Annotated in this window: 23 protein-coding genes; 18 read left to right on the top strand and 5 right to left on the bottom strand. The window is 62.9% G+C overall.

Annotation, left to right across the window (positions count from 1 at the left end; genetic code table 11):
- Positions 1-109 precede the first annotated feature (109 nt).
- Positions 110-898: a 30S ribosomal protein S2 gene (rpsB, locus tag NKL04_RS09015; protein WP_023671022.1), complete on the top strand. Its 789-nt coding sequence runs from the start codon at positions 110-112 to the stop codon at positions 896-898.
- Positions 899-1,006: 108 nt separating this feature from the next.
- Positions 1,007-1,927: a translation elongation factor Ts gene (gene tsf / locus NKL04_RS09010; RefSeq protein WP_023684688.1), complete on the top strand. Its 921-nt coding sequence runs from the start codon at positions 1,007-1,009 to the stop codon at positions 1,925-1,927.
- A gap of 33 nt (positions 1,928-1,960) precedes the next feature.
- Here tsf and NKL04_RS09005 read toward each other — a convergent pair whose 3' ends face one another.
- A complete protein-coding gene (locus NKL04_RS09005) occupies positions 1,961-2,887 on the bottom strand; it encodes a LysR family transcriptional regulator (RefSeq protein ID WP_023700730.1) in 927 nt (308 codons plus the stop codon).
- A 99-nt stretch (positions 2,888-2,986) separates the two neighbouring features.
- Here NKL04_RS09005 and NKL04_RS09000 point away from each other — a divergent pair, with 99 nt between their 5' ends.
- From NKL04_RS09000 to lpxB, 13 genes are all read left to right on the top strand, one after another.
- Positions 2,987-3,514 carry a nuclear transport factor 2 family protein gene (locus NKL04_RS09000; RefSeq protein ID WP_023671025.1) on the top strand — a complete coding sequence of 176 codons (528 nt, stop codon included), beginning with the start codon at positions 2,987-2,989 and terminating at the stop codon, positions 3,512-3,514.
- A gap of 34 nt (positions 3,515-3,548) precedes the next feature.
- Positions 3,549-4,658, top strand: coding sequence for an aldo/keto reductase (locus NKL04_RS08995; RefSeq protein ID WP_023700729.1), 1,110 nt, complete (start codon positions 3,549-3,551; stop codon positions 4,656-4,658).
- A 150-nt stretch (positions 4,659-4,808) separates the two neighbouring features.
- Positions 4,809-5,531 carry a UMP kinase gene (pyrH, locus tag NKL04_RS08990; RefSeq protein ID WP_023671026.1) on the top strand — a complete coding sequence of 241 codons (723 nt, stop codon included), beginning with the start codon at positions 4,809-4,811 and terminating at the stop codon, positions 5,529-5,531.
- Positions 5,532-5,632: 101 nt separating this feature from the next.
- The gene (frr, locus tag NKL04_RS08985; protein WP_023671027.1) at positions 5,633-6,187 is read left to right on the top strand and encodes a ribosome recycling factor; all 555 of its coding nucleotides are present in this window, start codon (positions 5,633-5,635) and stop codon (positions 6,185-6,187) included.
- A gap of 31 nt (positions 6,188-6,218) precedes the next feature.
- Positions 6,219-6,941, top strand: a complete 723-nt coding sequence (locus NKL04_RS08980; RefSeq protein ID WP_023748403.1) for an isoprenyl transferase — start codon at positions 6,219-6,221, stop codon at positions 6,939-6,941.
- A gap of 11 nt (positions 6,942-6,952) precedes the next feature.
- Complete coding sequence (locus NKL04_RS08975) at positions 6,953-7,768, top strand: phosphatidate cytidylyltransferase (RefSeq protein ID WP_023693443.1); 816 nt, start codon at positions 6,953-6,955, stop codon at positions 7,766-7,768.
- 103 nt (positions 7,769-7,871) lie between these two features.
- Positions 7,872-9,014, top strand: a complete 1,143-nt coding sequence (gene rseP, locus NKL04_RS08970; RefSeq protein WP_023693444.1) for an RIP metalloprotease RseP — start codon at positions 7,872-7,874, stop codon at positions 9,012-9,014.
- Between the two features lie 217 nt (positions 9,015-9,231).
- On the top strand, positions 9,232-11,625 hold the full coding sequence (gene bamA / locus NKL04_RS08965; RefSeq protein WP_023684694.1) for an outer membrane protein assembly factor BamA: 2,394 nt from the start codon (positions 9,232-9,234) through the stop codon (positions 11,623-11,625).
- A gap of 77 nt (positions 11,626-11,702) precedes the next feature.
- Positions 11,703-12,761 carry a UDP-3-O-(3-hydroxymyristoyl)glucosamine N-acyltransferase gene (gene lpxD / locus NKL04_RS08960; RefSeq protein WP_023700728.1) on the top strand — a complete coding sequence of 353 codons (1,059 nt, stop codon included), beginning with the start codon at positions 11,703-11,705 and terminating at the stop codon, positions 12,759-12,761.
- Position 12,762: 1 nt separating this feature from the next.
- Positions 12,763-13,215 carry a 3-hydroxyacyl-ACP dehydratase FabZ gene (gene fabZ, locus NKL04_RS08955; protein ID WP_023684696.1) on the top strand — a complete coding sequence of 151 codons (453 nt, stop codon included), beginning with the start codon at positions 12,763-12,765 and terminating at the stop codon, positions 13,213-13,215.
- A 15-nt stretch (positions 13,216-13,230) separates the two neighbouring features.
- Positions 13,231-14,064, top strand: coding sequence for an acyl-ACP--UDP-N-acetylglucosamine O-acyltransferase (gene lpxA / locus NKL04_RS08950; protein WP_023700727.1), 834 nt, complete (start codon positions 13,231-13,233; stop codon positions 14,062-14,064).
- Complete coding sequence (locus NKL04_RS08945) at positions 14,051-14,953, top strand: LpxI family protein (protein WP_023700726.1); 903 nt, start codon at positions 14,051-14,053, stop codon at positions 14,951-14,953. The genes lpxA and NKL04_RS08945 overlap by 14 nt, the downstream gene beginning before the upstream one ends.
- On the top strand, positions 14,943-16,121 hold the full coding sequence (gene lpxB, locus NKL04_RS08940) for a lipid-A-disaccharide synthase (RefSeq protein ID WP_023700725.1): 1,179 nt from the start codon (positions 14,943-14,945) through the stop codon (positions 16,119-16,121). Before NKL04_RS08945 ends, lpxB begins: the two co-directional genes overlap by 11 nt.
- A gap of 126 nt (positions 16,122-16,247) precedes the next feature.
- Here lpxB and gltA read toward each other — a convergent pair whose 3' ends face one another.
- The gene (gltA, locus tag NKL04_RS08935) at positions 16,248-17,579 is read right to left on the bottom strand and encodes a citrate synthase (RefSeq protein ID WP_023671037.1); all 1,332 of its coding nucleotides are present in this window, start codon (positions 17,577-17,579) and stop codon (positions 16,248-16,250) included.
- A 181-nt stretch (positions 17,580-17,760) separates the two neighbouring features.
- The gene (gltX, locus tag NKL04_RS08930) at positions 17,761-19,185 is read right to left on the bottom strand and encodes a glutamate--tRNA ligase (protein ID WP_023700724.1); all 1,425 of its coding nucleotides are present in this window, start codon (positions 19,183-19,185) and stop codon (positions 17,761-17,763) included.
- 462 nt (positions 19,186-19,647) lie between these two features.
- Between gltX and arr the strand changes: the two genes are divergently transcribed.
- Both arr and NKL04_RS08920 read left to right on the top strand, forming a co-directional pair.
- A complete protein-coding gene (arr, locus tag NKL04_RS08925; protein ID WP_023700723.1) occupies positions 19,648-20,064 on the top strand; it encodes an NAD(+)--rifampin ADP-ribosyltransferase in 417 nt (138 codons plus the stop codon).
- A gap of 112 nt (positions 20,065-20,176) precedes the next feature.
- Positions 20,177-22,633 carry a ComEC/Rec2 family competence protein gene (locus NKL04_RS08920; protein ID WP_023700722.1) on the top strand — a complete coding sequence of 819 codons (2,457 nt, stop codon included), beginning with the start codon at positions 20,177-20,179 and terminating at the stop codon, positions 22,631-22,633.
- On the opposite strand, the gene lexA is transcribed toward NKL04_RS08920, so the two are convergent.
- On the bottom strand, positions 22,627-23,409 hold the full coding sequence (gene lexA, locus NKL04_RS08915) for a transcriptional repressor LexA (protein WP_023693449.1): 783 nt from the start codon (positions 23,407-23,409) through the stop codon (positions 22,627-22,629). The genes NKL04_RS08920 and lexA overlap by 7 nt on opposite strands.
- Before the next feature lie 205 nt (positions 23,410-23,614).
- Positions 23,615-24,379, bottom strand: coding sequence for a GntR family transcriptional regulator (locus NKL04_RS08910; RefSeq protein ID WP_023700721.1), 765 nt, complete (start codon positions 24,377-24,379; stop codon positions 23,615-23,617).
- Positions 24,380-24,546: 167 nt separating this feature from the next.
- On the opposite strand from NKL04_RS08910, the gene kynU reads away from it, so the two are divergent.
- Positions 24,547-25,794: a kynureninase gene (gene kynU, locus NKL04_RS08905; RefSeq protein WP_023700720.1), complete on the top strand. Its 1,248-nt coding sequence runs from the start codon at positions 24,547-24,549 to the stop codon at positions 25,792-25,794.
- The last annotated feature ends 45 nt before the right edge of the window (positions 25,795-25,839 follow it).

Below are 25,839 nucleotides of genomic sequence, written 5' to 3'. Positions count from 1 at the left end.
GACTTTGGTGTCTGCCCGGGAGAAATCCGGCTGAAACCTCCGGTGGCGTTCGAGGACAAAGTCCAAAAATGCCTGTGTCCGTGGAGGCTAACCGGAAAAGGAACTAAGAATGGCACTGCCTGATTTCAGCATGCGCCAGCTTTTGGAAGCTGGCATTCACTTCGGCCACCAGACCCACCGCTGGAACCCGAAGATGGCGCCTTACATCTACGGCGCCCGCAACAACATCCACATCATCGACCTGTCGCAGACGGTGCCTTTGCTGCACCAGGCTCTGAAGCAGGTTTCCGACACCGTTGCCAAGGGCGGCCGCGTGCTGTTCGTCGGCACCAAGCGCCAGGCGTCCGACATCGTCGCCGACGCCGCACAGCGTTCGGCCCAATACTATGTCAACTCGCGTTGGCTCGGCGGCATGCTGACCAACTGGAAGACGATCTCGAATTCGATCCAGCGCCTGCGCAAGCTCGACGAGATGCTGGCCGGCGAAGCCCAGGGCCTGACCAAGAAGGAACGCCTGAACCTCGACCGCGAGCGCGAGAAGCTCGACAAGGCGCTCGGCGGTATCAAGGACATGGGCTCGACGCCCGACCTGATGTTCGTCATCGACACCAACAAGGAAGCGATCGCCATTCTCGAGGCCAAGCGCCTCGGCATTCCGGTCGTTGCCATCATCGATTCGAACTGCGATCCGGACAAGATCGACTTCCCGATCCCCGGTAATGACGACGCGGCGCGCGCCATCCAGCTCTATTGCGACCTGATCGCCAAGGCTGCCATCGACGGCATCGCCCGCCAGCAGGGCGCGCTCGGCGTCGACATCGGCGCCTCGGTCGAAGCTCCGGTCGAACCGGCGCTTGATCCGGCTCCGGCCCCGGCTGCGGACGCTCCGGAAGCTTGACAATCGAAGGCCGGTTGCGGCCTTCATCATTCTCATATTTGGCACGCTAGACGGACGCATCACCGAGTACCGGTGGTGCGTCGGTGCATTTAAAACAAAGAGGCGACAATGAGCATTTCGGCTGCACAGGTCAAAGAACTCCGCGACTTGACCGGCGCGGGCATGATGGACTGCAAGGCGGCGTTGACCGAGACCAACGGCAACATCGAAGAGGCCGTCGACTGGCTGCGCAAGAAGGGCATTTCCAAGGCCGACAAGAAGGCTGGCCGTACTGCCGCCGAAGGCCTGATCGGCGTCGACTCCGGCGTCCGCGAGGCCGCCATCGTCGAGGTTAACTCCGAGACCGATTTCGTGGCCCGCAACGAGCAGTTCCAGGAGATCGTTCGCAATGTCGCCAAGGTCGCGCTTGCTTATGGCACGACGGAGGCTGTCTCTGCCGCAAAGTATCCGGGTTCGGACAAGTCGGTCACTGACACCATCAAGGACGCCGTTGGCACCATTGGCGAGAACATGAGCTTCCGCCGTTCGGCCAAGCTCACCGTCCCGCACGGTGCTGTCGCAACCTACGTCCACAATGCGGTTGCCGATGGTCTTGGCAAGCTCGGCGTTCTGGTCGCGATCGAGACCACGGGCAATGAGCATGCCGCCAACGCCTTTGGCCGCCAGGTCGCCATGCATGTCGCCGCCACCAACCCGCTGGCGTTGACCGCCGAGCAGATCGATCCGGCAGCGGTCGAGCGCGAGAAGGCGATCTTCGCCGACCAGGCGCGCCAGTCCGGCAAGCCGGAAGCGATCATCGAAAAGATGGTCGAAGGCCGCCTGCGCAAGTTCTACGAGGAAGTCGTGCTCCTCAAGCAGGCCTTCGTGCTCAATCCCGACATCACTGTCGAGCAGGCGCTGAAGGATGCCGAGAAGGACATCGGCGCTCCGGCCAAGATCTCCGCCTATCTGCGCTTTGCGCTGGGCGAAGGCATCGAAAAGGAAGAGACCGATTTCGCGGCGGAAGTCGCGGCGGCGGTGAAGAAGTAGTTTTAAAAATAGCCCCGAAAGGGGCTTCTCAGCTCAGGCAACTCGGCCGGGTGTCCGCAAGGATGCTCGGCCGATTTCTTGTGCGGTGTCGATGAAGGCCCTGAGCTTTGGCGCCGTCGACGCCCTGCGCGGGAAGTAAAGGAAGAGGCCGGGCTCCTCGATCGCCGTTTGCGGCAGGATCTGAACGAGGCGGCCGGCGGCCAATTCCGCGCGCACCAGCGGCTCGAACACATAGGTCAGCCCGACGCCGGCAAGCGCAAGGTCGATCGCGGCCAGCGAATCGGTGACGATGACCGTACCCTTCGTCTCGGCCATGACATCCTTGCCGTCCTCAGTCAGGTCCCAGCGATAGAGTGCGCCGGAGCGCACAAGCCGGTAGCCGATGCAATTGTGGTCCGAAAGATCCGCCACACCGCGCGGACGGCCATGCCGGCCGACATAGGCGGGGGAGGCGACGATCACGGCGTTGAATGGCGGCGTCAGCCGGACCGTGACCATGTCCTGTGCGATCATCTCGCCCAGCCGGATGCCGGCATCAAAACCCTCGCCGACAATGTCCACCAGCCCCTGGTCGGTGAGCAATTCGATGGTCACATCAGGATAGCGTTCAGCCATCGCGGCGGCCACGGGAGTGACGGCAAGTGGAACGGCGATGTTGGGAACGTTCAACCTGAGCAAGCCGGAGGGCCGGCCCTTGATGGCTCGGATGCGGTCCATCCGGTCGGCGATATCCTGGAGGGCAGGGGCTGCCGTGTCCACCAGCGCCTTGCCGGCTTCCGTCAGCGAGACGCTGCGCGTGGTGCGCGCAAACAGCGGCTGGCCGATCCGCTCCTCCACGAGGCGCACCGCATGGCTGACGGCGGATGGGGACATGCCCAGTTCGGCCGCAGCTAGCGCAAAGCCGCCGCGTCGGGCAACGGCGACGATGACAGGCAAATGACTGAGCAGATCCCGATCCATTCATGCATGATATCGCATAGTCCTTGCGAACACTTCAATCTTCTCGATGCCGACAGGCTGACCCATATTGCCATCACCGATGCACAAAGGAGAAGAGAGATGGATGCCTTGAAACACGCTACGTTCGCCGCAGGTCTTGCCCTAGCGCCGGTCGATGCCGGCGGCGCCGAGCCGTCCGGTTGGCGCGCGCTCGCCGACGAACGTGCCGTCATCCGCATCGCCGATGCCATCGACCGTGCCGTCGATGCGCAGGACTGGAAGCTTGCCCGCTCCTATTTCGCCGACCGTGTCACCGTCGACTTCAGCAGCCTGTCAGGACAGCCTGCCGCCACCATCCCCTCCGACAATCTGATCGGTACCTGGGCCGGCAACCTCAGGGGCAGCAAGACCAGCCTGCATCTGCGCACCAATCACCAGGTGATCTTTGAGGCGGACGCGGCGACCGTCTCTTCGAACGGCTATGCCTGGAACCGGATGGAAGGCAATGGCGACCCGCTGTGGGAAGTCTGGGGCACCTACGAGCACCATCTGGTTCGCTCCGGGACCGGCTGGAAAGTCGACGGCTTCGTTTTCCGCGCCACGCATGAGCGCGGCAATCCCTGGGTCAAGATGACGCCTGGCCAGTGAGCCGGCGTCAAGAAATCAGGATAGGAAAAACACCATGACCATGAGCTATTACACACTGGGCAACAGCGGCCTGCGCGTCAGCCGGCTGGCACTGGGCACCATGACCTTTGGCACCGAATGGGGCTGGGGCGCGGACAGGGAAACCGCGCGCGCCATGGCCGACGCCTATGTCGAGGCCGGCGGCAATTTCTTCGACACCGCCGACCTCTACACCGGCGGCACAGCCGAAACCTGGCTCGGCGAATTCATCGCCGAGCGAGGCTTGCGCGACAGAGCGGTGATCGCCACGAAATTCACCTTCAACGCGGAGCCCGGCAATCCGAACGCCGGTGGCAATGGCCGCAAGAACATCTTGCGCGCCGTGGACGCCTCGCTGAGGCGGTTGGGCACTGACTATATCGACCTCTACCTCCTCCATGTCTGGGACGGGCTGACGCCGGCCGAGGAGGTCATGCGCACGATGGATGATCTCGTGCGTGCGGGCAAAATTCGCCATGTCGGCCTGTCCGATGTGCCGGCCTGGTATGCTGCCCGCGCGCAGACGATCGCCGAGTGGCGCGGCTACGAGCCGGTGTCGGCCCTGCAGCTTGAATATTCGCTGGTGGAGCGTTCGATCGAAAATGAGTTCGTGCCTTTCGGCACCCGCCATGGCGCAGGAATCATGGTGTGGAGCCCGCTGGCCAGCGGGCTGCTCAGCGGCAAGTACCGGCCGACGCAGGAAGGCCATGCCGGCCGGCTCGACGGCTTTCGCAACACCACTCATCCGGGGTTCCAGAAGTTCACCGAGCGCAACTGGGCGATCGTGGCGGAGCTCGAAAAAGTTGCCGCCGAACTCGGACGCAGCATGGCGCAGGTCGCGCTCAACTGGGTGGCAACGCAACCGGGCATCGCCACCGTGATTCTTGGCGCCACCAAGCTGGCGCAGTTGCAGGACAATCTGGCGGCGTTGGATTTCACTTTACCCGCCGAGCTTCGCGCGCGGCTGGATACGGTCAGCAAGACACCGCCGCCATTCCCGTACGCCTATTTCGGTTCCGACATACAAGCCCGGGTTACCGGCGGCGCCGTGACCGGCGACAAGCCGTTGGGTTATGCGCCGCCGCAGCTGGTCGAGGGCGACGCCGTCAGCATCACCAGCAACTGACGGGCCGCGACGGGAAGGCGGAATTGGGCGAGGGGCGCCGCGTGACATCGCGGCGCCCTTCGTGTATCGGAACTCGGCATCGCGCCAGCGGCGGCGCCCGCGCGAGGGCGGCCTGCCCAGGCTGCCACACGCAACAATGACGAGGTCCAGATGACGGCAAAGCCCCTCTATCGACGTGTCCTGCTGAAAGCGTCGGGCGAAGCGTTGATGGGCGAGCAGCATTTCGGCATCGATGTCTCGGTGGTCGACCGAATCGCCGCCGACATCGCCGAAGCCCGCGCACTTGGCATCGAGGTCGGCGTCGTCATTGGCGGCGGCAATATCTTTCGCGGCGTGGCGGTGGCATCCAAGGGCGGCGACCGCGTCACCGGCGACCACATGGGCATGCTGGCCACCGTCATCAACTCGCTGGCGCTGCGCACCTCGCTGAACAAGATCGGCGTCGATGCCGTCGTGCTGTCGGCCATCGCCATGCCCGAACTTTGCGAGAGTTTTTCCCAGCGCCAGGCCACCGCCTATATGAACCAGGGCAAGGTCGTCATTTTCGCCGGCGGCACCGGCAATCCGTTCTTCACCACCGATTCGGCCGCGGCCTTGCGCGCCGCCGAGATCGGCGCCGACGCGTTGTTCAAGGGCACCCAGGTCGACGGCGTCTATTCGGCCGATCCCAAGAAGGATCCGAATGCGACCCGCTTCGAGCGCATCAGCCATGCCGAAGTCATCAACAAGGGCCTTTCGATCATGGATACCGCCGCAATTGCACTTGCGCGCGAAAACAACATCCCGATAATCGTCTATTCGATCCACGAAAAAGGTGGTTTCGGCGATATTCTGCGGGGCGGCGGCCGTTGCACGATCGTCGCCGACGAGTGACCCGGAGTATACTCTCCTAAAAAGGGGATCAGTTTTCGAAAGCGGGTCCGGATATAGGCCCTAAGCACTGAACCCGGATCAAACGGGTCGAGGAGACTAAGATGAGTGGTGAGTTCGACGACCTCAAGCGGCGCATGGATGGCGCGATCGCCGCCTTCAAGCACGATCTGGCTTCGCTGCGCACCGGCCGTGCCTCCAGCAATCTGCTCGATGCCATCCAGGTCCAGGCCTACGGCACCACCATGCCCATCAACCAGGTGGCCAACGTGTCGGTACCGGAGCCGCGCATGATTTCGGTTTCGGTATGGGACAAGTCGATGGTCGGCGCGGTCGACCGTGCGATCAGAGAATCCAATCTCGGCTTCAATCCGATCGTCGACGGCACCAATCTCAGGATTCCGCTGCCCGAGCTCAACGAGCAGCGCCGCAAGGAACTGGTCAAGATTTCGCATGGCTACGCCGAGAACGCCCGCGTCGCGGTGCGCCATGTCCGTCGCGACGGCATGGATTTCTTGAAGAAGGCGGAAAAGGACGGCGACATCAGCGAGGACGATCAGCGCAAGCGCTCCGATCAGGTTCAGAAGCTGACCGACGAGACGATCAGCACCATCGATCACCTGCTTTCCGATAAGGAAGCTGAAATCATGCAGGTTTAGGGTCGGCCCACACCGGCCCGAAAGCGAGACCATGGCAACGCCCGCGCACGTCGCGATCATCATGGATGGAAACGGACGCTGGGCAAAGGCGCGCGGCATGCCGCGGCTTGCCGGCCATCGCGCCGGCGTCGAGGCGTTGCGCAAGACGGTGCGCGCCGCGCCGGGTCTCGGCATTTCCTTCCTGACCGTCTATGCCTTCTCGTCGGAAAACTGGTCGCGGCCCAAGGCCGAAGTCAGCGATCTGATGGGGCTGTTGAAGCTGTTCATCCGCCGCGATCTGGCCGAACTGCACCAGAACGGCGTGCGCGTCAGGATCATCGGTGACAGGGCGGGGCTGCAGCCGGACATCAGGGGCCTGCTCGAAGAGGCCGAATCGCTGACTGCGCGCAATGAATCGCTGACCTTGGTTATCGCCTTCAACTATGGCGGGCGCGACGAGATCGTGCGCACGGCACGCAAGCTCGCAGCCGCAGTGGCGCGCGGCGAGATCGACGCAGAGGCGATCACGGCAGACACTTTTGCCGGCGCCCTCGACACCGCAGGCATTCCCGATCCGGAGCTGGTCATCCGCACCAGTGGCGAGCTTCGGCTGTCGAACTTCCTTCTGTGGCAGGCAGCCTACAGCGAATTGGTTTTTCTGCCTTGCTACTGGCCTGACTTCAGCCGCGAACACCTGGCCGACGCATTGCGCGATTTTGCTGGCCGCGAGCGCCGTTTTGGCGGGCTTGCCGCTCAAGATGTCGCTGCCTCGTGATCGGCGGCGGGATGAACAATCTTCAGCTTCGCATCGTCTCGGCGCTGGTGCTGGCCGCAATAGCGCTTGGCCTGACCTGGTTGGGAGGGCTGTGGTTCCGCCTGCTTTGCGCCGGGATATCGGCGGTCATCTTCTATGAATGGGCGCGCATGTCGCGCCCCTTGGCCGGTGCGACCCTCGGCTTCATTCCCGAAGCGCTGCTTCTGGTTTTCGTCGTCGCCCTGGTTGCAGGCGTGCCGGCATCGTGGCTTCTGTCTCTTGTCCTGGCCATGGTTGTGGTCGCTGCTGTCGGCGCCCGTATGCGTGGAGCGGCGCAATGGGATGCAGCCGGTCTTGCCTACGCGGCCTTGTCCGGCTTATCGCTGGCGCTGCTGCGCGGCGGCGACCATCCCGGCCTGATCGCAATCCTGTTTCTGTTCGCCGTGGTCTGGGCGACCGACATCTTCGCCTATTTCGTCGGCCGCTCCGTCGGTGGGCCCAAGCTCGCGCCATCTATATCCCCCGGCAAGACGCAGAGCGGCGCGCTTGGCGGCGCTGTCGGCGGCGTGGCCGCCGGCGTGCTTCTGGCTGCCGCCGCCGGGGCCGGCAATCTTGGCGTCCTCGCCTTGGTTGCGCTGGTGCTGTCGATTGTTGCCCAGGCTGGCGATCTCTTCGAATCCTGGGTCAAGCGCCGCCACGGCCGCAAGGATTCAAGCGCGTTGATACCCGGGCATGGCGGTGTCATGGACAGGGTGGACGGGCTTGTCGCGGCGGCTTTTGCCCTATACGTGATCGGCTGGATTTCGGCGGGCGCCGATCATCCGGCGCAGGGGCTGTTTCCGGCTTGAGTGATATTTCACGGCGAAGAAATGGCGCACGCCACGGATTCGCCTGGATTGATGTCACAGTCGCGGCGACACCTTTTGCCGCGGGTGAATTTGAGGGCATGACTTGAACGAAATTCTTCACGCGTTTTTCAGCACGGAAGGCTTTGTCCTCGGCACGCTGGTGCCGTTTCTGTTCGTGCTGACCGTGGTCGTCTTCATTCACGAAATGGGCCATTACCTGGTCGGCCGCTGGTGCGGCATTGGCGTGAAGGCCTTTTCGATCGGCTTCGGCCCCGAACTTCTCGGCTTCAACGACAGCCACGGCACGCGCTGGAAGCTCTGCGCCATACCGCTCGGCGGTTATGTCAAATTCGTCGGCGACATGAGCGCCACGTCGAGCCAGCCGAGTTCGGAAGATCTGGAAACGCTGACTGACGCTGAACGCAAGGTCGCCTTCCACACGCAACCCATCTGGAAACGCGCCGCCACGGTCGTGGCCGGACCGCTGTTCAACTTCCTTTTGACCATTGCCGTCTTTGCCGTGCTGTTTTCCCTCTATGGCCGCCCTGTGTTTGAGCCGATGGTGGCGGCGGTCACCGCCGGCAGTCCAGCCGCAAGGGCCGGCATTTTGCCAGGCGACCGATTCGTCGCCGTCGACGGCAGCAAGGTTGAGACCTTCGCCGACGTCCAGCGCCTAGTTTCGGGCCGCGGCGGCGACGCCATCACCTTCACCATGTTGCGCGACGGCAAGGAGGTCACGGTCGTCGCGACGCCGGAGCCGATGGAGCAGCTGGACGCACTGGGCAACAAGGTCAAGGTGGCCGTCATCGGCGTTGTCAACAACAAGGATGTCGGCCAGCCCAGGCTGATCACCTACAGCCCTGTCGGAGCAGTCGGCGCCGCGGTCGAGGAGACGGGGCACGTCATTCAGCGCACCGGCCAGTTCCTGCAGCGATTCGTTGTCGGCCGCGAAGACAAATGCCAGCTGGGCGGCCCGATCAAGATCGCCAAGATGTCGGGGCAGGCGGCAAAGCTGGGCTTCCTATGGCTGGTGCAACTCGTCGCCGGCCTGTCGGTCGGGATCGGAATTCTGAACCTTTTGCCGATTCCCCCCCTCGACGGCGGCCATCTCCTGTTCTACGCACTCGAAGCCGTTTTCCGGCGCCCGGTATCGGAGCGGATGATGGAAATGGGATACCGGGCCGGCCTCTTTCTGGTGCTGGGATTTATGGGCTTCGTCTTCTGGAACGATCTGTTTGGGTGCTGAAATCATGAAGAAATTTGGCTTCAGCACCGGCAATGTTGAGACGCCGTTTACCATGCACGGGGGTATGCGTGACGCGAAAGCCACGCATCAGGGTTAAGTAATTACAAATTAACCAGAAGCCTTGCGTGTAGGGAAAATCCGGTTAATACGGTAGGAGAAATTACCGCACGTCCGGTTTTCTCGCCGTGGGGACTTCGAGAAAAGGTACAAAAGCCCGATGAAGGCAGCATCCAAATTTTTGAGCGCCGCGTCCGCGGTGGCTATGTCCGCCGCTCTGGTTGTACCAGGTGCGCTCGCCGTGCAGTTCGTTGCCACATCTGCGGCGCAGGCAGCCGTTGTCTCGAGAGTCGAGGTCAGCGGCAACCAGCGTGTCGACGCCGACACCATCCGCAACTACATCACGATCAAGCCGGGCAAGGCGTTTTCCAGCGCCGATATCGACGATGCGGTCAAGGCGCTGTTCGGCACCGGGCTGTTCTCGGACGTGCAGATCAATCAGGTCGGTTCGACGCTGGTAGTCAAGGTTGCCGAATACCAGGTCGTCAACCAGGTTCTGTTCCAGGGCAACAAGAAGCTCAAGGACAACGCGCTGGCAGTCGCCGTGCAGTTGAAGCCGCGCGGGACGTTCTCGCAGGCAACGCTAGACTCCGATGTCGAGGCGGTAAAGGCTGCCTACAGGCGAATTGGCCGGGATGACGCCGCTGTCACGACGCAGATCATGGATCTCGGCGACAACCGCGTGAACGTGGTCTTCAACATCAACGAAGGCGGCCGCACCAAGATCGCCGCTGTCAATTTCGTCGGCAACAGCGCCTATTCGAGCCGCCGCCTGTCCGACGTCATCGCAACCAAGCGCTCGAGCTTCTTGTCCTTCGTGCTGCGTGACGACGTCTATGACGAGGACAAGCTCCGCGCCGACCAGGAATCGCTGCGCCGCTTCTATTACAATCACGGCTATGCCGACTTCCAGGTGGTCTCAGCCGTCGGCGAGCTCGACGACACGACCAACCAGTACACCGTTACCATCACCGTCCAGGAAGGCGACCGCTATACGTTCGGCGACGTCAGCGTCGAGAGCACCATTCCCGAAGTCGACTCGAAGGCGCTGGAATCGGTGGTTCAGACCCACAAGGGCGACGTCTACAACGCCAAGAATGTCGAGGACACCATCATCGCGCTGACCGAAAAGGTCGCGGGTTCGGGCTATGCCTTCGCCCAGGTGACACCGCGCGGTGATCGCAACTTCGAGAACCACACCATTTCGGTCGTCTATACGATCGACCAGGGCACCAAGGCCTATATCGAGCGCATCGAAATCCGCGGCAACGACCGCACGCGCGACTATGTCATTCGTCGTGAGTTCGATGTCAGCGAAGGCGACGCCTTCAACCAGGTACTCATCCAGCGCGCGAAGAAGCGGCTGGAAAAGCTAGATTACTTTGAGAAAGTAGACGTTTCGACTGTCCCGGGTTCTGAGCCAGACCAGGTCGTGCTCGTGGTTGACGTAGTCGAGAAATCGACCGGCGAGTTCTCGGTTGGCGCAGGATATTCGACCGGTGGCGACACTGCGGGTCCGTCCGTCGAAGGTTCGGTCGCGGAGCGCAACTTCCTCGGTCGCGGCCAGTACATCAAGGTTTCGGCGGGTGGTGGCAAGAATTCGCGCGACTACAGCCTGTCCTTCACCGAGCCCTATTTCCTCGGGCGCCGTATCGCTGCCGGCTTCGACATCTTCCAGCAGACACGCAACTACGACCACTATGACAGCGAGACGCTGGGTGCGACGGTGCGCTTCGGCCTGCCGATCACCGACAACATCTCGACGCAGTTGGCGTACAATATCGCCCAGGAGAAGTACAAGCTCGACGACGGTTGCGATAACAATCCTGCCGTCCCGGGCAACGCCCCTGGCGACGGGATTCCCGACGCGGACTGCAACGTATCTGCGGCAATCGTCCAGGGAATTGATGAAAGCCCTTGGATCAAGTCGTCGGTCAGCCTTGGGTTGGTCTACAACACCATCGATGACATGAAGAGCCCGCATGAAGGCATCTACGCCACCACGACCATGGAAGTTGCCGGCCTTGGTGGCGATGCCAAATTCGTAAAGGTTACCGGTCGTGGGACTGTCTACCAGACGTTGTCCGAACAGCTGGACTTGGTCGGCCTGATCTCAGGCGGCGCCGGCCATATCCAAGGCTTCGGCGGTGACGGCCTGCGTATCTTCGATCAGTTCCAGAGCAGCGACCGCATGATCCGCGGCTTCGAGTATGGTGGCATCGGTCCTGCGGATATTGCAACGGGTGACCACCTCGGCGGCACCACCTATTTCAATGCGTCGGCGGAAGCTCAGTTCCCGATACCGGTCATTCCGGAAAGCTTTGGTGTGCGCGGCGCCGTGTTTGCTGATGCCGCCACACTGTATGGCAGCAAGATTAACGTCGCCGGGGTTACTCAAGCTTCAACTGATCTAGAGTTGCGCGCTTCGGTTGGTGTCGGCTTGTTGTGGTCATCGCCTTTCGGCCCGATCCGCATTGACTACGCGATGCCCGTCAAGAAGGAAAAGACCGACGACGTGCAGGAATTCAACTTCGGCATGTCGAGCCGCTTCTGATGCGCGGGTAACGATGCTTCCGGGCCGTTGGGGTCCGGAAGAGAATTGATCCGACCTAGCTGGATATTGCTTCTGGAATGACCGATCCGGTGTTCTTCGCGCCATCACGCCGGTATACGGCCGGCGAAGTCGCGAATCTGACCGGCGCGTCGCTCGTCGATTCCGACCTCGCCCACATATCGATCGATGCGTTGGCGCCAGCCAATGAAGGCGGCGAGGGTGCGCTCGTCTTCGTCGACGGCAAGCGCAATTTCGCGCTGATGCAGTCGCTGAAAGCGGCGGCCGTGTTTTGTCCCGCCGAGTTCGCCGGCAAGGCGCCGGCCGGCATTGCGGTTCTGGTGCATCCGCGCCCGCAGCAGGCCTTCGCCATGATCGGCCGGCTGCTGTTCCCGACAGCGGCTACGCCGGGACCGATGACCAGCGAAACCGGGGTCTCGCCGCAAGCTCATGTCGATGCCACGGCGCATATCGAGGCAGGCGCGATCATCGAAGCCGGAGCCGTCGTCGGCCCGCGTGCTTCCATCGGCAGCGGAACGGTCATTGCCCCCCACGCCGTTATCGGCCCCTCCTGCCAGATCGGCCGTGACGGCTACATCGGGCCGGGTGTCAGTGTTCAATATGCGCTGATCGGCAACCGCGTCATCATTCATGGCGGCGCCAGGATCGGCCAGGACGGCTTCGGCTTTGTCGGCGGCGCCAAAGGCCCCGAGCGTGTGCCGCAGGTCGGCCGCGTCATCATTCAGGACGATGTCGAAATCGGCTCGAACACGACCGTCGATCGCGGCGCCATGTCGGATACGGTCATCGGTCAGGGCACCAAGATCGACAATCTGGTGCAGATCGCCCATAACGTTCGCATCGGCCGCAATTGCATTATTGCCGGGCTCTCTGGTATTTCCGGCTCCGTCACCGTCGGCGACGGTGTCACCATGGGCGGCGGCGTTGGCCTTGCCGATCATTTGACCATCGGATCAGGGGCCAAGCTTGCTGCAAGAAGCGGGTTCATGAGCAACGTGCCGGCGGGCGAGATCTGGGGAGGCTATCCGGCGCAGCCGATGGCGGAAGCCATGCGCGAGATCGCCATGCTGAGGAAGCTCGCCAGGACGCGCAAGCAGGGCGAAGGGGGAAGTAGCTGAGATGGTGCCGGCGACGCTCGAAGCGGTCGATATATTGGGGTTGATGAAGCTTTTACCGCATCGCTATCCCTTCCTGATGATCGATCGCATCATCGAAATCGACGGCAATGATTCTGCCATCGGCATCAAGAACGTGACCATCAATGAGCCGCATTTCCAGGGCCATTTCCCGGATCAGCCGGTGATGCCGGGCGTGCTCATCGTCGAGGCCATGGCGCAGACCGCCGGCGCGATCTGCATCCGTAACCTCAACACGGAAAAGCCGTCGCTGGTCTATTTCCTGACCATCGATAATGCGAAATTCCGCAAACCGGTCGTCCCGGGCGACCAGTTGAAAATCCACGTCAAGAAAATCAAGATGCGCGGCAACCTGCTCAAATTCGCCTGCGAGGCCATGGTGGAGGGCACAAAGGCCGCCGAAGCCGAGATCTCGGCAATGATGGTTACCGGCTGACGGTTCGAAATGCTCATGAAAATACAGACTTCAATCCACCCCTCGGCCGTCATCGAGGCCGGCGCGCAGATCGGCGAAGGCGCCGCAATAGGACCTTTCTGCTATGTCGGCGCTGACGCCGTGATCGGTGACCGCGTCGAACTGGTCAGCCATGTCTCGGTGCTGGGCGCGACAACCATTGGCGCCGCGACCAAGGTCTATCCAATGGCGACACTGGGCGGACCGCCGCAGAACACCAAGCACAAGGGCGGCCGCACCACTTTGGTCATCGGCCAGAACTGCACGATCCGCGAAGGCGTGACCATGCATCTCGGCACCGATTCCAGCCGCGGCGAGACGACCGTCGGCGACAACGGCAATTTCCTTGCCTATGCCCACATTGCCCATGATTGCGTCGTCGGTAAAAACGCCACCTTCGCCAATGGCGCGACCCTGGGCGGCCATTGCGAGGTCGGTGACAGCGTTTATATTGGCGGCCTCAGCGCCGTTCATCAGTTCGTGCGTGTTGGTGACAACGCCTTTCTCGGCGGCTGCTCGGCTTTTGTCGGCGATGTCATTCCCTACGCCATTGCGGTGGGCAATCGCGCGAGCCTGCGTGGACTCAACATCATCGGCCTGAAGCGCGCCGGGTTGCCGCGCGCCGAAATCTACCTGCTGCGCAAGGCTTACAAGACCATCTTCGACCGCTCCCGCACTGTCGGCGAGAACATCGAATTCGCCAAGGCCGAGTTTGCGTCGTCGCCGACGGCCATGAAAATCATCGATTTCGTCACCAGTCGCGGCAAGCGGCATTTTGCCGTCCCGTCGCTTAAGGGTGGCGACGGCGACGATGCCGATGACGAAGGCTGAGGCCACTTCAACGGGCCTCGATCTTGCGCCGGACGCCAGGGTCGGCATCATTGCCGGCGGCGGTAGCTTGCCGGTCGAAGTTGCCGCCGGCCTGGCGGAGGCCGGACATCCGCCCGTCATCATCCTGGTCGAAGGTCAGGCCGACCGTCAGTCCGACCTCACAATCTATGAGCATGAAAGCCTTGCGCTGGAAGACATCGGCTCGCTGGTTGCGTTGCTGAGGCGCCGGCGGATCACCCATCTTGTGCTTGCCGGCGAGATCAGGCGCAGGCCGCGGTTAGTCGACATGCGTCCGAACCTTGGGCTACTGGCACTTATACCCTCGCTCGCCATGGCGCTTGCCCGCGGCGATGACGGGCTGTTGAAGATATTGACCCGCGGCCTGGAGGCACGGGGCGTCAAGGTTGTCGGTGCGCATGAAGTCGTGCCCCGGCTCGTCGCGGCCGAAGGGCCGCTGACCAAAGCAGTGCCGCGAAAGTCCGACTGGCGCGATATCGAGGCGGCACACGCGGCGGCAAAGGCCATCGGCGCGCTCGACATTGGTCAGGCGGCAATTGCCATCGGTGGCCGCACTGTTGCCCTGGAAGGCGTCGAGGGCACCCACGGACTGCTCGAGCGGACGCAGCAGTTGCGCGGCCATGGCAGGCTGGCCGGCAAGACGCGCGGTGTCCTGGTCAAATGCGCCAAGCCTGGCCAGGAATTGCGTGCCGATCTGCCATCTATCGGCCCCCGGACCGTCGAGGCGGCGCATGCCGCGGGGCTCGCCGGCATTGCCGTCGAAGCCGGCCGTTCGCTCATCCTCGAAGGCCCCGCCGTTGTCGCGCGCGCCAATGCGCTCGGCCTGTTCGTGTTCGGCCTGCCGGCTGCGGAGTCTGTCCATGGCAGCTGAGAAGCCGCTGAAGATTGCCATCGTCGCCGGCGAAGAATCCGGCGACCTGCTGGGCGCCGACATCGTGCAGGCGCTGAAGCGCATAACCGGGCGCGAGGTGCAACTCGTCGGCACTGGCGGGCGGCATCTGCAGGCGCTCGGACTGGCGCCGCTGTTCGACGGCGCCGAGATCGCGCTGATGGGGCTCAGCGCCATCCTGCGTGACTTGCCGCGCCTGATGCGGCGGATCAGCCAGACGGCAAGTGCTGTCGCCGCCGAAAAACCCGACTGTCTGATCACCATCGACAGCCCCGATTTCTCGCTGCGCGTCGCCAAAAAGATCCGCGCCGCCGATCCGTCGATCCCGATCGTCCATTATGTCTGCCCGAGCGTCTGGGCGTGGCGGCCGGGTAGGGCGGCCGCGATGAAGCCCTATGTCGACCACATACTGTGCATCCTGCCTTTCGAGGTAAAGGAGCTCAGCCGTCTCGGCGGCCCGCCTGGCACTTACGTCGGACATCGCCTCACGCATGATCCAGGCGTGCAGGGCGCGGCCAGGGCGCAAGCCCAGCCACGCGATCTCTCTGCCGATCACGTCAAGACGCTGCTCGTCCTGCCAGGGTCGCGGCGCGGCGAGGTGAGCCGGCTTATCGGTCCGTTCGGCGAGACGGTGTCGGCGCTGCGCGCGCGTGGCCACCGGCTGCGGCTGTTGCTGCCGACGGTGCCGCATGTCGCCGAACTGGTCAAAACATCGGTGGCGCGCTGGGATCAGGAGCCGGAAATTATCCTCGATCCCGAGCGCAAATGGCAGGCCTTCGGCAAGGCCGATGCGGCGCTGATCGCGTCTGGAACGGTGTCACTGGAACTGGCGATGTCGGGTGTACCGATGGTCTCTTGCTACAAGTTCGATCCGATCATGCTGATGGCGCAGAGCCTGATCACGGTGTGGAGCGCCGCTTTGCCCAACCTTATCGCCGACCGGCCGGTCGTGCCGGAAAGCTACAACCAGTATGTGCGGCCGCACTATCTGGCGCGGCAGCTCGAGGCACTGTTCTCAGACACCGCCTACCGCGCTTGGCAAAAGGACGGCTTTGGCGAGGTTGCCAGACGCATGGCCACTGACAGGCCCTCCGGCGACATCGCCGCCGATGTCGTTCTTCGCCACATCGGGAGAGCGAATAGGGCTTAGCGAGTGAATAGTGAATAGTGAATAGTGAATAGTGAATAGTGAATAGGATTAACGCACTCTCGATTATAATCAAGCTGCTACTTACTACCTGCTATTCACTACTTACCATTCACCATTCACTCTCTTTCACCTTTTCGCAATCGGCACGTAGTCGCGTTCCGGGGCGCCGGTATAGAGCTGGCGCGGGCGGCCGATCTTCTGGTGCGGGTCCTCGATCATTTCCTTCCACTGCGCGATCCAGCCGACGGTGCGGGCGACCGCGAACAGCACGGTGAACATGGTGGTGGGGAAGCCCAGCGCCTTCAGCGTGATGCCGGAATAGAAATCGACGTTCGGATAGAGCTTCTTTTCGATGAAGTAGGAATCGGTCAGCGCGATCTTTTCCAGCTCCATGGCGATGTCGAGCAGCGGATCGTCCTTGATGCCGAGTTCGCCGAGCACCTCATGCGCCGTCTTCTGCATGATTTTCGCACGAGGATCGTAGTTCTTGTAGACGCGATGGCCGAAGCCCATCAGCCGGAACGGATCGTTCTTGTCCTTGGCGCGGGCGATGAATTCCGGGATGTGGTCGACATGGCCGATTTCTCCCAGCATGTTGAGCGCCGCCTCATTGGCGCCGCCATGCGCCGGGCCCCACAGGCAGGCGATGCCGGCGGCGATGCAGGCGAACGGATTGGCGCCCGACGAGCCTGCAAGCCGCACGGTCGAGGTCGAGGCGTTCTGCTCGTGGTCGGCATGCAGGATGAAGATGCGCTCCATGGCGCGCGCCAGCACCGGATTGATCTTGTATTCCTCGCACGGAACCGCAAAGCACATATGCAGGAAGTTGGCGGCGAAGTTCAGCTCGTTCTTCGGGTAAATGAAGGGCTGGCCGATATGGTATTTGTAGGCCATGGCCGCAATCGTCGGCATCTTGGCAATCAGCCGCATCGAGGCGACCATGCGCTGATACGGGTCCGAAATATCGGTGGAGTCGTGATAGAAGGCCGACAGCGCGCCGACCACGCCGCACATTACAGCCATCGGATGCGCGTCGCGGCGGAAGCCGGTGAAGAAGCGCGACATCTGCTCGTGCACCATGGTGTGGCGCGTCACCCGGTAGTCGAAATCGTCCTTCTGTGCCTTGGTCGGCAGTTCGCCGTAGAGCAGGAGGTAGCAGACTTCGAGGAAGTCGCCATGCTCGGCCAGCTGGTCGATGGGATAGCCGCGGTGAAGCAGGATGCCGGCATCGCCGTCGATGAAGGTTATCGCCGACTCGCAGCTCGCCGTCGAAGTGAAGCCGGGATCGTAGGTGAAGGCGCCGGTGGTGTTGTAGAGCGCACCGATGTCGATGACGTCGGGCCCGACCGACCCGCTTCGCACCTTGAATTCATGCGTCTTGCCGGCCAGTTCGAGCGTGGCAGTCGACGGGTGCGTCGTCTTGCTGCCGGTTTCCAGTCTTGTCGCAGCTTCGCTCATTCTCAAACTCCTTCATGTTCCTCATGCCGGCAAGGCAATTCCTGCAAACGACACGTCGAAATCACCGGAATGCGCGAACTCGCCACCGCATTTTGGGAGGTGCGTGCCTGATTGGGCCAAGGCCTAATGTTGCACTGCGAAACCCGCCTTTCAATGCCAATCTTTTTGGGCCAGCTCGCTCCTAATCGATTTGATCCGCAATCCGCGCCAGGCTTTCCTCGCGGCCAAGCACGGCAAGCACGTCGAACACGCCGGGCGAGGTGCTACGGCCGGTAAGGGCCGCCCGGAGCGGTTGGGCCACGGCGCCGAGCTTGTGGCCGCCGGCCGCTGCGAACTCGCGCACCGCGGCTTCAGCCGCGGCAGCCGACCAATCGCCCGAAACAGTCTGCAAAGCGGCATGTGCGCCGCGCAGGATCGCGCGCGCGTCGGCACTGAGCAGTGCTGCCGCCTTCTCGTCGATCGGCAGCGGCCGCTCGACGAACAGGAAGGCCGCGCCATCGGCCAGTTCCACCAGCGTCTTGGCGCGCTCTTTCAGGCCCGGCAAGGCGGCCAGCAGCTGCGCCTTCCTGGCGTCGTCGAGACGGGCGGCGATAGCAGATCCGCCTTCGAGGTATGGCAGAGTGGCGACGAAAATCTCGAACAGCTCGGTATCGGCCATCTTGCGCATATGCGCGCCGTTGATTGACTCGAGCTTGGCGAAGTCGAAGCGCGCCGCACCCTTGTTGACATCGCCGATGTCGAACCACGAAATCATGTCCTTGATCGACATGATCTCGTCGTCGCCATGGCTCCAGCCGAGCCGCGCCAGATAGTTGAGCAGTGCCTCGGGCAGATAGCCCATGGCGCGATAAGCCTCGACACCGAGTGCGCCGTGCCGCTTCGACAGCTTGGCGCCGTCGGCGCCGTGGATCAGCGGGATATGCGACATCGACGGGACGTCCCAGCCCATGGCGTTGTAGATCACCGTCTGGCGCGCGGCGTTGGTCAGATGGTCGTCGCCACGGATGATGTGGGTGACGCCCATGTCATGGTCGTCGACGACGACGGCATGCATGTAGGTCGGATTGCCGTCCGAGCGCAGGATGATGAAATCGTCGAGGTCCTTGTTGGGGAAGCGCACCTCGCCCTGGACACGGTCGTGCACCACGGTTTCGCCCTCGGTCGGCGCCTTGATGCGGATGGCGCCCTTGACGCCGGGAGGCGCCTCCGAGGGGGCACGATCGCGCCACGCGCCATTGTAGCGCGGCGGCAAGCCCTTGGCGCGTGCGGCCTCGCGCATCGCCTCGAGCTCGGCAGGGGTCTCGTAGCTGTAATAGGCCTTGCCCAGGCGCACCAGCTCCTCGGCCACCTCCCGGTGGCGTGGCGCGCGCTCGAACTGCGATATGGCCTCACCGTCCCAGGAAAGGCCGAGCCAGGTCAGCCCATCCAGAATGGCCTGTGTCGCCGCCTCGTTGAAGCGTTCGCGGTCGGTGTCCTCGATGCGCAGCACCATCGTGCCGCCGGTGTGCTTGGCGTACAGCCAGTTGAACAGTGCGGTGCGCGCGCCGCCTATATGCAGATAGCCGGTGGGCGAGGGGGCAAAACGGGTGACGACCGTGTCGGACATGGAACTCTCGGGAACCTTGGAAAGCGGGGCGTGATCGCGCGGGCTTTCGCGCTTTGCGCGTTCATGTAGCATAGGAGGTCTGGGGCGCAAGGGGCAGACCCGATGGCTGGATGAGGCCGGGGCACGTCGCCAATTATCGGTTGCGTCAACGGGCGCCGGAGCCTTGTAGCACAAAATCTGTTCGCACCTCCGCGCAACCTCATTTGGCAGCAGCGTCAATGTCTGGGTTTCATTCGGCTGCAGCGTCCGTCACAGTGCCTGGAACATCGCTGCGACGGTGGTAGCCTCCTCTGACGAGCGGACATTTCTTCACGGAGGCGGCACTGCCCGACTACAACGCCGCCGTGACAGCGTTGGCTTGGTCACGCATATTGACCTTTCTGCAATCATTATCGTGAACACCGCAACTGTGTGCAGTCCGGTCTCGCCACTAAGGAAGCATGATTGAAAGAAGGACTACCGATGACCAGAAACGCTGACCATACGGAGGGTGATCCGTTCTACCATGGCACCCGGGCGGATTTGAAACCCGGGGATCTGCTGAGCGTCGGCCACCCTTCCAATTTCAGAGGTAAACCACTGTCATGGATCTATTTCACCCAGACACTGGAAGCCGCCATCTGGGGAGCAGAGCTTGCAACGGGTGACGGTCGTCGAAGGATTTACATCGTAAAGCCGACGGGGTTTTTCATGGATGACCCTAACCTGACCGATAAAAAATTTCCCGGCAATCCGACGAAATCCTACCGCTCCCGTGATCCGTTACTCATCCTGGGGGAGCTCGCTGAATGGCAGGGTCATACACCCGAACAATTGAAGGCAATGCACGATGGGCTTGCTCGCCTGAGGGCGGAGGGCCGGGATATGATTGAGGATTGAGCGTCCTTGGCGAGTGATGGTCAATTCCGGCGCGGTGGACGCGACCGCACGGACTTTCGCGCTTTGCGCGTTCATGTAGCATAGGAGGTCTGGGGCGCAAGGGGCAGACCCGATGGCTGGACGTGGCCGGGGCACGAAGGAAGGCGAAGGCGCCGAGGCAAGCGTCAGCGAACGCTCGCTGTTTGCCGATAGTCCCTATGCCGAGCCGCTGCCCCTCGCGCTGCCGGAGCCGCATCCCGGCGTCGCGCCTGCGCTGCCCGGTCACGCCTTGCCGGCGCAAGCCACAGCGCCCGGATCTATCGCCCGTCTGCGCAGACGGCTTCGCCGTCCGTCATGGCCCGCGCTCCGCCGCAGCCTTGCCGTGGCCGCCAACACGGAGCTCGACCGGGGCGTCGCCTTCCTGCTGGTGCCGGTTTTCCTGGCGGCCGGCGTCATCATTTATTTCTCGCTGGCCGGCGAGCCCGGCTTTGCGCAGCCAATCGCCATTGTGGTGCTGGCGACATGTTGCGCTGTCGCCACGCGACCTCGGCCGAGGACGCATCTGTTCTGCATGGCCGCGATGCTGTGCGCGCTCGGCGTCGTCGCCGCCAAGGTCGAGACCTGGCGCGCCGGAACGCAGATGCTCGGCTCCGAGATCCAGACACGGCTGACCGGCCGCGTCGTCAGTCTCGAACAGATGGAGAGCGGGCGCATCAGGCTGACGCTCGACGTGGTTTCGACCGCTTACCCCAAGCTGCGCTACGCCCCGGAGCGGGTCAGGCTCTCGGCGCGGACCGTTCCCGCCGATATGACCGCCGGCTCCCTGATCACCGGCTATGCCAGGCTGTTGCCGCCGACCGGTCCGGTGCGGCCGGAGAGCTACGATTTCTCCTTCGACAGCTATTTCACCGGCATCGGCGGCAGCGGCTTCTTTCTCGGCAATCCGAAAACCATTGCTACGCAGGGACCGCCGCCGCTGACCGCACGGCTCTCCTCGGCAATCGAGAACGCGCGCGAAAACATTGCCGACCATATCAGGGGCAAGATCGGCGGCGCCGAAGGCGAGATTGCCGCGGCGTTGATTGTCGGCGTGCGCGCCGGCATCCCGGACGAGGTCAACGAAGCGATGCGGCGCACCGGCATCTACCACATCATCTCCATCTCCGGCCTGCACATGGCGCTGGTTGCCGGCACCATCATGGCGTTGCTGCGTGGCGCCTTTGCGCTGTTTCCCGATTTCTCTTCGCGCCGCCCAGTCAAGAAATATGCAGCAGTGGCAGCACTCGTCTCCATCGCCGCCTATCTCGTTATTTCAGGCGTCGTGGTTGCCGCCGAGCGCAGCTTCATCATGCTGGCGGTCATGCTTGTCGCCGTGCTGTTTGATCGCGCCGCACTCACCATGCGCAATCTGGCGATCTCCGCCATCGCCGTCATCCTGGTGTCGCCGCACGAGGTGGTCGGTCCCAGCTTCCAGATGTCGTTTGCCGCCACCGCCGCCCTTGTCGGCGCCTATGCCGGCTGGGCCGATTACCGCGCCGACAAGGTGAGAACGCCGCTGGCAAAGCGCTCCTTCGTCGGCTTCCTGTCGCGAAAATTCGCGCTGGCCATGGGCGGCCTCGCCATGACCTCGATCATCGCCGGCAGTGCAACCTTGCTGTTCGCCATCTGGCATTTTCAGCGTGTGTCGCCGCTCAGCCTGATCGCCAATCTGGCCGTGATGCCGATTGTTTCGTTGATCGTCATGCCCTTTGCCGTGCTCAGCGCACTGGCGATGCCGTTCGGCGCCGACGGGCCGTTCCTCTATGTGATGGGCAAGGGTCTGATGGCGATGATCGCTATATCGGCCTGGATTTCCGAGCGCTCGCCGGTCGACGCCGTCGGGCTGATCTCCATCCGCTCGGTGCTGTTGGTGGCGGTCGCCCTCGTCATCGCCACCATGGCCACCACCTGGCTCAGGCTGGCGGCCGTGCCTTTCGCGCTGGCCGGCCTGTTGACGGTGCCGCAGGTGCTTACGCCCGACGTGCTCATATCCGAGGACGCACATCTGGTGGCCATGCCGATAGGTGGCGGCGAACTCGCCCTCAACCGCGAACGCTCCAACGAATTCACCACGGACAATTGGAAACGGGCGCTGCGGGCCGAAACCATTATCCCGCCCGAGATTTTCGAGGCAACAGATACGCGGTTCGATCTCGATCCGCTCGATCTGCCGCCCGGGTCGCCCTTCTATTGCATGGGCGATCTCTGTATCGCCCGACACCCTTCCGGAGCCATTGTAGCCCTTGCCAAAGACCGCAAGACGGCGCGGCCGGCCTGTGCCTTCGCTAGCCTGATCGTCATCGATGACGCCACGGCCTACAATCCGTGCCGCGACCCGCTGGTGCTGGTCGTGACGAAGAAACAGCTGGCCCGCGACGGCAGCGCCGCCGTCTTCTTCGATCCGCAATCGGCAGCTGCAGCGCCAACCATCCGCTTCGCCGTCGACAAGCCGTATCGCCCCTGGCACGAGCAGCGCCGCTTCTCCCGCGAAGCGCGCGGCCTGCCGCCTTACAACCAGCGTGAAAAGTACAAACCCAAGCCGGCTCAGTAGCGCCGGATCAATCCGACAAGCTTGCCCTGCACCTTCACCCTGTCCGGTCCAAAAATGCGGGTCTCGTAGGCCGGGTTGGCGGCTTCCAGGGCGATCGAGGCGCCCTTGCGGCGGAAGCGTTTCAGGGTCGCTTCCTCATCGTCGACCAACGCCACCACGATCTCGCCGGGGCTGGCTGTGTCGGCATTGCGGATGATGACCGTGTCGCCATCGAAAATGCCGGCCTCGATCATCGAATCGCCCTTGACCTCGAGCGCGTAGTGTTCACCGCCCATGATCATGTCAGGCGGCACCGAGATCGAATGGGTCTGATGCTGGATGGCGTCGATCGGCACACCGGCAGCAATGCGTCCCATCACCGGGATCGACACCGCCGAAACGGCGTCGTCATTGCCGGCCGACATCGAACGCGACGGCGAGCCCGGCTTGATCTGGCGGCCGATACCGCCTTGGCCCATCGCGCCTTGTCCCTGGCCGCCTTGCCCTTGGCCGGTTTGACCAAGACTGCCCTGAATGACGCTCGGCGAAAACTTCCTCGCCGCATTGAGGCCTGGTGCGATCGAGTCGGGCAGCCGCAGCACTTCCAGCGCGCGCGCCCGGTTCGGCAGCCGGCGAATGAAACCGCGCTCCTCAAGCGCCGTGATCAGGCGGTGGATGCCGGACTTGGAGGCGAGGTCAAGCGCTTCCTTCATCTCATCGAAGGACGGCGGGATTCCGCTCTCCTTCAGGCGTTCATGGATGAACATCAGAAGCTCATGTTGTTTGCGCGTCAGCATCGCGGCCCCCAGGGGTTCTGAAACCAGAATCAGAAAAAACAAACCCAGAACAAACACTATCTGTTCCAGTTGTGTTCCGCAACCTTTTAAAGTTTAATGAATGTGTTGACGTTTTGTTCAGCGTGACGTTCGGCACCGCGAGCGGCGCTCGTAGTCGTTGGCCGGCAACGGGGTGAAACGAAGACAAAGTGCCCTGCGTCGTCGGCTACGATCGCCGCTTCCTTTTCGGATGGGGCTGCGCAGCATCCGCGCCGGGTTCACTCTGGGCATAGACCTGCAGCGTGTAGCCGATGTGAGCGGTCATCAGAGTTTTCGCACGTTCGACGTCGCGATCGAGGGCCGCTTCCATCAGGGCGGTATGGTGTTCGATCGCCACGGCGTCGCGCAGGGCCGCCACGGCCTTCCGGTGGCCATCCGTGCGGCCGGCGGCGGCGCGCAGCGTCGGGGCCAGACCCAGAAAGCGGTGATGGCGATGCAATTGGTCGGAAATCGTCGCATTGAAGCGCAGCAGCCAGCTGGATGTCGCGGCACTGAGCAGCGCCGCATGGAAGGCATCGTGTTTTTCGTACCACGCGTCGACCGCATCATCCGATGGATCGTCGAGAACAGACCCGCACCGTGAGAGACGATAGTGGGCGGCAACGACCGCGTCTTCCCACTCACGGTCGCCCTCCTCGATCGATTCCACCAGCAGGGGCAGTTCGACCACCAGCCGCGCACGCGCCAAATCCTCGAGCTCCGCCCGAGAGACGGGAGCGACCGCAAACCCGCGGTTGCTGATGGCGGTCACAAGCCGTTCCGCCTCCAGCCGCGACAGCGCCTCGCGCAACGGCGTCCAGCCGATGCCGTAGGTGTTGCGCAGCGTGCTCAGCTTCAACGGCGCGGCAGGCGCCAGCCGGGTCGCAAGAATATCGCGCCTGAGCAGGCGATAGGCCGCTTCCGTCTTCGAGGTCTGCTCGTCATCCAGCATCGTGATCCATCAGATATAAACGCTCGGCGGATCATTATATATCAAAGCCTTTCAATGGGTGAATTATATATAATGTTTGACAGTTCAAGGGCGACCACTCAAGATCGCCGGCATGTTTGGGCGGCAGGCTCCGCCGCGCGCGTTTGTCCATGGAGGGGCGCCGGATCATGAGCACGACACCCGATCTCGCTACAATCCAAGCAATGGATGCCGCCGATCCGCTGCGCTCCATGCGCGAACGCTTTGTCTTGCCGCAAGGCGTGATTTATCTCGACGGCAATTCCCTGGGCGCCGCGTCAGCGGTCGTCTTCAGCGAACTGCAGCAGGCCGCCACGCAGGAATGGGCGCAGGACCTCATTCGCGCCTGGAACACGGCTGGCTGGTTCAACATGCCGGTGGAACTGGGAGATCAGCTCGGACGACTGATCGGCGCGGCTGACGGGCAGACGGTGGTCTGCGACACAACCTCGATCAACATCTACAAGCTGCTGCACGCCGCGCTCGGCATGCGGCCGAATCGGTCGGTCATCGTTGCCGAGGGCGACAGTTTCCCGACCGACCTCTACATGGCCGAAGGCGTCGCCTCGACCCGGCCGGGAACGCGGCTGCGGCTGGAGGGCGTCGACGCGGCCGCAATCGAGGACCTGATCGACGACAGCGTTGCCGTCATCCTGGTCAACCACGTCAACTACAAATCCGGCCAGTTGCGCGACATGGCGGCGCTGACGCGCAAGGCACATGACGCCGGCGCGCTGATCATCTGGGATCTCTGCCACACCGCCGGCGCCTTGCCGGTCGAACTCGACCGTGCCAATGCCGATTTCGCTGTCGGCTGCACCTACAAATACCTCAATGGCGGCCCGGGCTCGCCGGCCTTCATCTACGCGGCCGAGCGCCACCATGGTGATATCAGCCAGCCGCTCAGCGGCTGGTGGGGCCATGCGCGGCCGTTTGCCTTCGAGCAGGGCTTTGCCGTCGGCAGCGGCATCCGCCGCTTCCTATGCGGAACGCAGCCGGTGCTGTCGATGCGGGCGCTCAAGGGCGCGCTCGATATCTGGAACGACGTCGACATGGCGGCGGTGCGCAGAAAAAGCATCGCGCTGACCGACCTGTTTATCCAGCTCGTCGAAGCCAGATGCGGCGCCTACGGGCTTGAACTGGAAAGTCCTCGCGACGGCAGCCAGCGCGGCAGCCAGGTGTCGTTCCTCCATCCGCATGGCTATCAGGTGATGCGCGCGCTGATCGAGCGCGGCGTGATCGGCGATTTCCGGGCGCCGTCGACCATCCGTTTCGGCTTCACGCCGCTCTATGTCGGATATGGCGATGTCTGGCAGGCGGTCGAAGTCCTGGAGGATATTCTGCGCACCGGCGCCTGGCAGGACGCCCGCTTCGCGGTGAAGACCGCGGTTACGTGAGAAACTAGAGCAATTTCAGGAAAAGTGTGAAGCGGTTTTCCGTCC

Source organism: Mesorhizobium sp. C264A (assembly GCF_040324515.1).
GTDB lineage: Bacteria > Pseudomonadota > Alphaproteobacteria > Rhizobiales > Rhizobiaceae > Mesorhizobium.
Note: the sequence above shows the minus strand (reverse complement) of the source record. Positions and strands in the feature narration are given on the sequence as shown.

Bases quoted from the DNA above. Each gene is read 5' to 3' on its own strand.
- frr (WP_023671027.1), top strand. From the start codon at position 5,633: ATGAGTGGTGAGTTCGACGACCTCAAGCGGCGCATGGATGGCGCGATC.
- fabZ (WP_023684696.1), top strand. From the start codon at position 12,763: ATGGTGCCGGCGACGCTCGAAGCGGTCGATATATTGGGGTTGATGAAG.
- lpxD (WP_023700728.1), top strand. From the start codon at position 11,703: ATGACCGATCCGGTGTTCTTCGCGCCATCACGCCGGTATACGGCCGGC.
- tsf (WP_023684688.1), top strand. From the start codon at position 1,007: ATGAGCATTTCGGCTGCACAGGTCAAAGAACTCCGCGACTTGACCGGC.
- NKL04_RS08995 (WP_023700729.1), top strand. From the start codon at position 3,549: ATGACCATGAGCTATTACACACTGGGCAACAGCGGCCTGCGCGTCAGC.
- gltX (WP_023700724.1), bottom strand. From the start codon at position 19,185: ATGTCCGACACGGTCGTCACCCGTTTTGCCCCCTCGCCCACCGGCTAT.
- rpsB (WP_023671022.1), top strand. From the start codon at position 110: ATGGCACTGCCTGATTTCAGCATGCGCCAGCTTTTGGAAGCTGGCATT.
- lexA (WP_023693449.1), bottom strand. From the start codon at position 23,409: ATGCTGACGCGCAAACAACATGAGCTTCTGATGTTCATCCATGAACGC.
- bamA (WP_023684694.1), top strand. From the start codon at position 9,232: ATGAAGGCAGCATCCAAATTTTTGAGCGCCGCGTCCGCGGTGGCTATG.
- NKL04_RS08975 (WP_023693443.1), top strand. From the start codon at position 6,953: ATGAACAATCTTCAGCTTCGCATCGTCTCGGCGCTGGTGCTGGCCGCA.
- NKL04_RS08910 (WP_023700721.1), bottom strand. From the start codon at position 24,379: ATGCTGGATGACGAGCAGACCTCGAAGACGGAAGCGGCCTATCGCCTG.
- lpxA (WP_023700727.1), top strand. From the start codon at position 13,231: ATGAAAATACAGACTTCAATCCACCCCTCGGCCGTCATCGAGGCCGGC.
- NKL04_RS08945 (WP_023700726.1), top strand. From the start codon at position 14,051: ATGACGAAGGCTGAGGCCACTTCAACGGGCCTCGATCTTGCGCCGGAC.
- lpxB (WP_023700725.1), top strand. From the start codon at position 14,943: ATGGCAGCTGAGAAGCCGCTGAAGATTGCCATCGTCGCCGGCGAAGAA.
- gltA (WP_023671037.1), bottom strand. From the start codon at position 17,579: ATGAGCGAAGCTGCGACAAGACTGGAAACCGGCAGCAAGACGACGCAC.
- NKL04_RS09005 (WP_023700730.1), bottom strand. From the start codon at position 2,887: ATGGATCGGGATCTGCTCAGTCATTTGCCTGTCATCGTCGCCGTTGCC.
- arr (WP_023700723.1), top strand. From the start codon at position 19,648: ATGACCAGAAACGCTGACCATACGGAGGGTGATCCGTTCTACCATGGC.
- NKL04_RS09000 (WP_023671025.1), top strand. From the start codon at position 2,987: ATGGATGCCTTGAAACACGCTACGTTCGCCGCAGGTCTTGCCCTAGCG.
- pyrH (WP_023671026.1), top strand. From the start codon at position 4,809: ATGACGGCAAAGCCCCTCTATCGACGTGTCCTGCTGAAAGCGTCGGGC.
- NKL04_RS08920 (WP_023700722.1), top strand. From the start codon at position 20,177: ATGGCTGGACGTGGCCGGGGCACGAAGGAAGGCGAAGGCGCCGAGGCA.
- kynU (WP_023700720.1), top strand. From the start codon at position 24,547: ATGAGCACGACACCCGATCTCGCTACAATCCAAGCAATGGATGCCGCC.
- NKL04_RS08980 (WP_023748403.1), top strand. From the start codon at position 6,219: ATGGCAACGCCCGCGCACGTCGCGATCATCATGGATGGAAACGGACGC.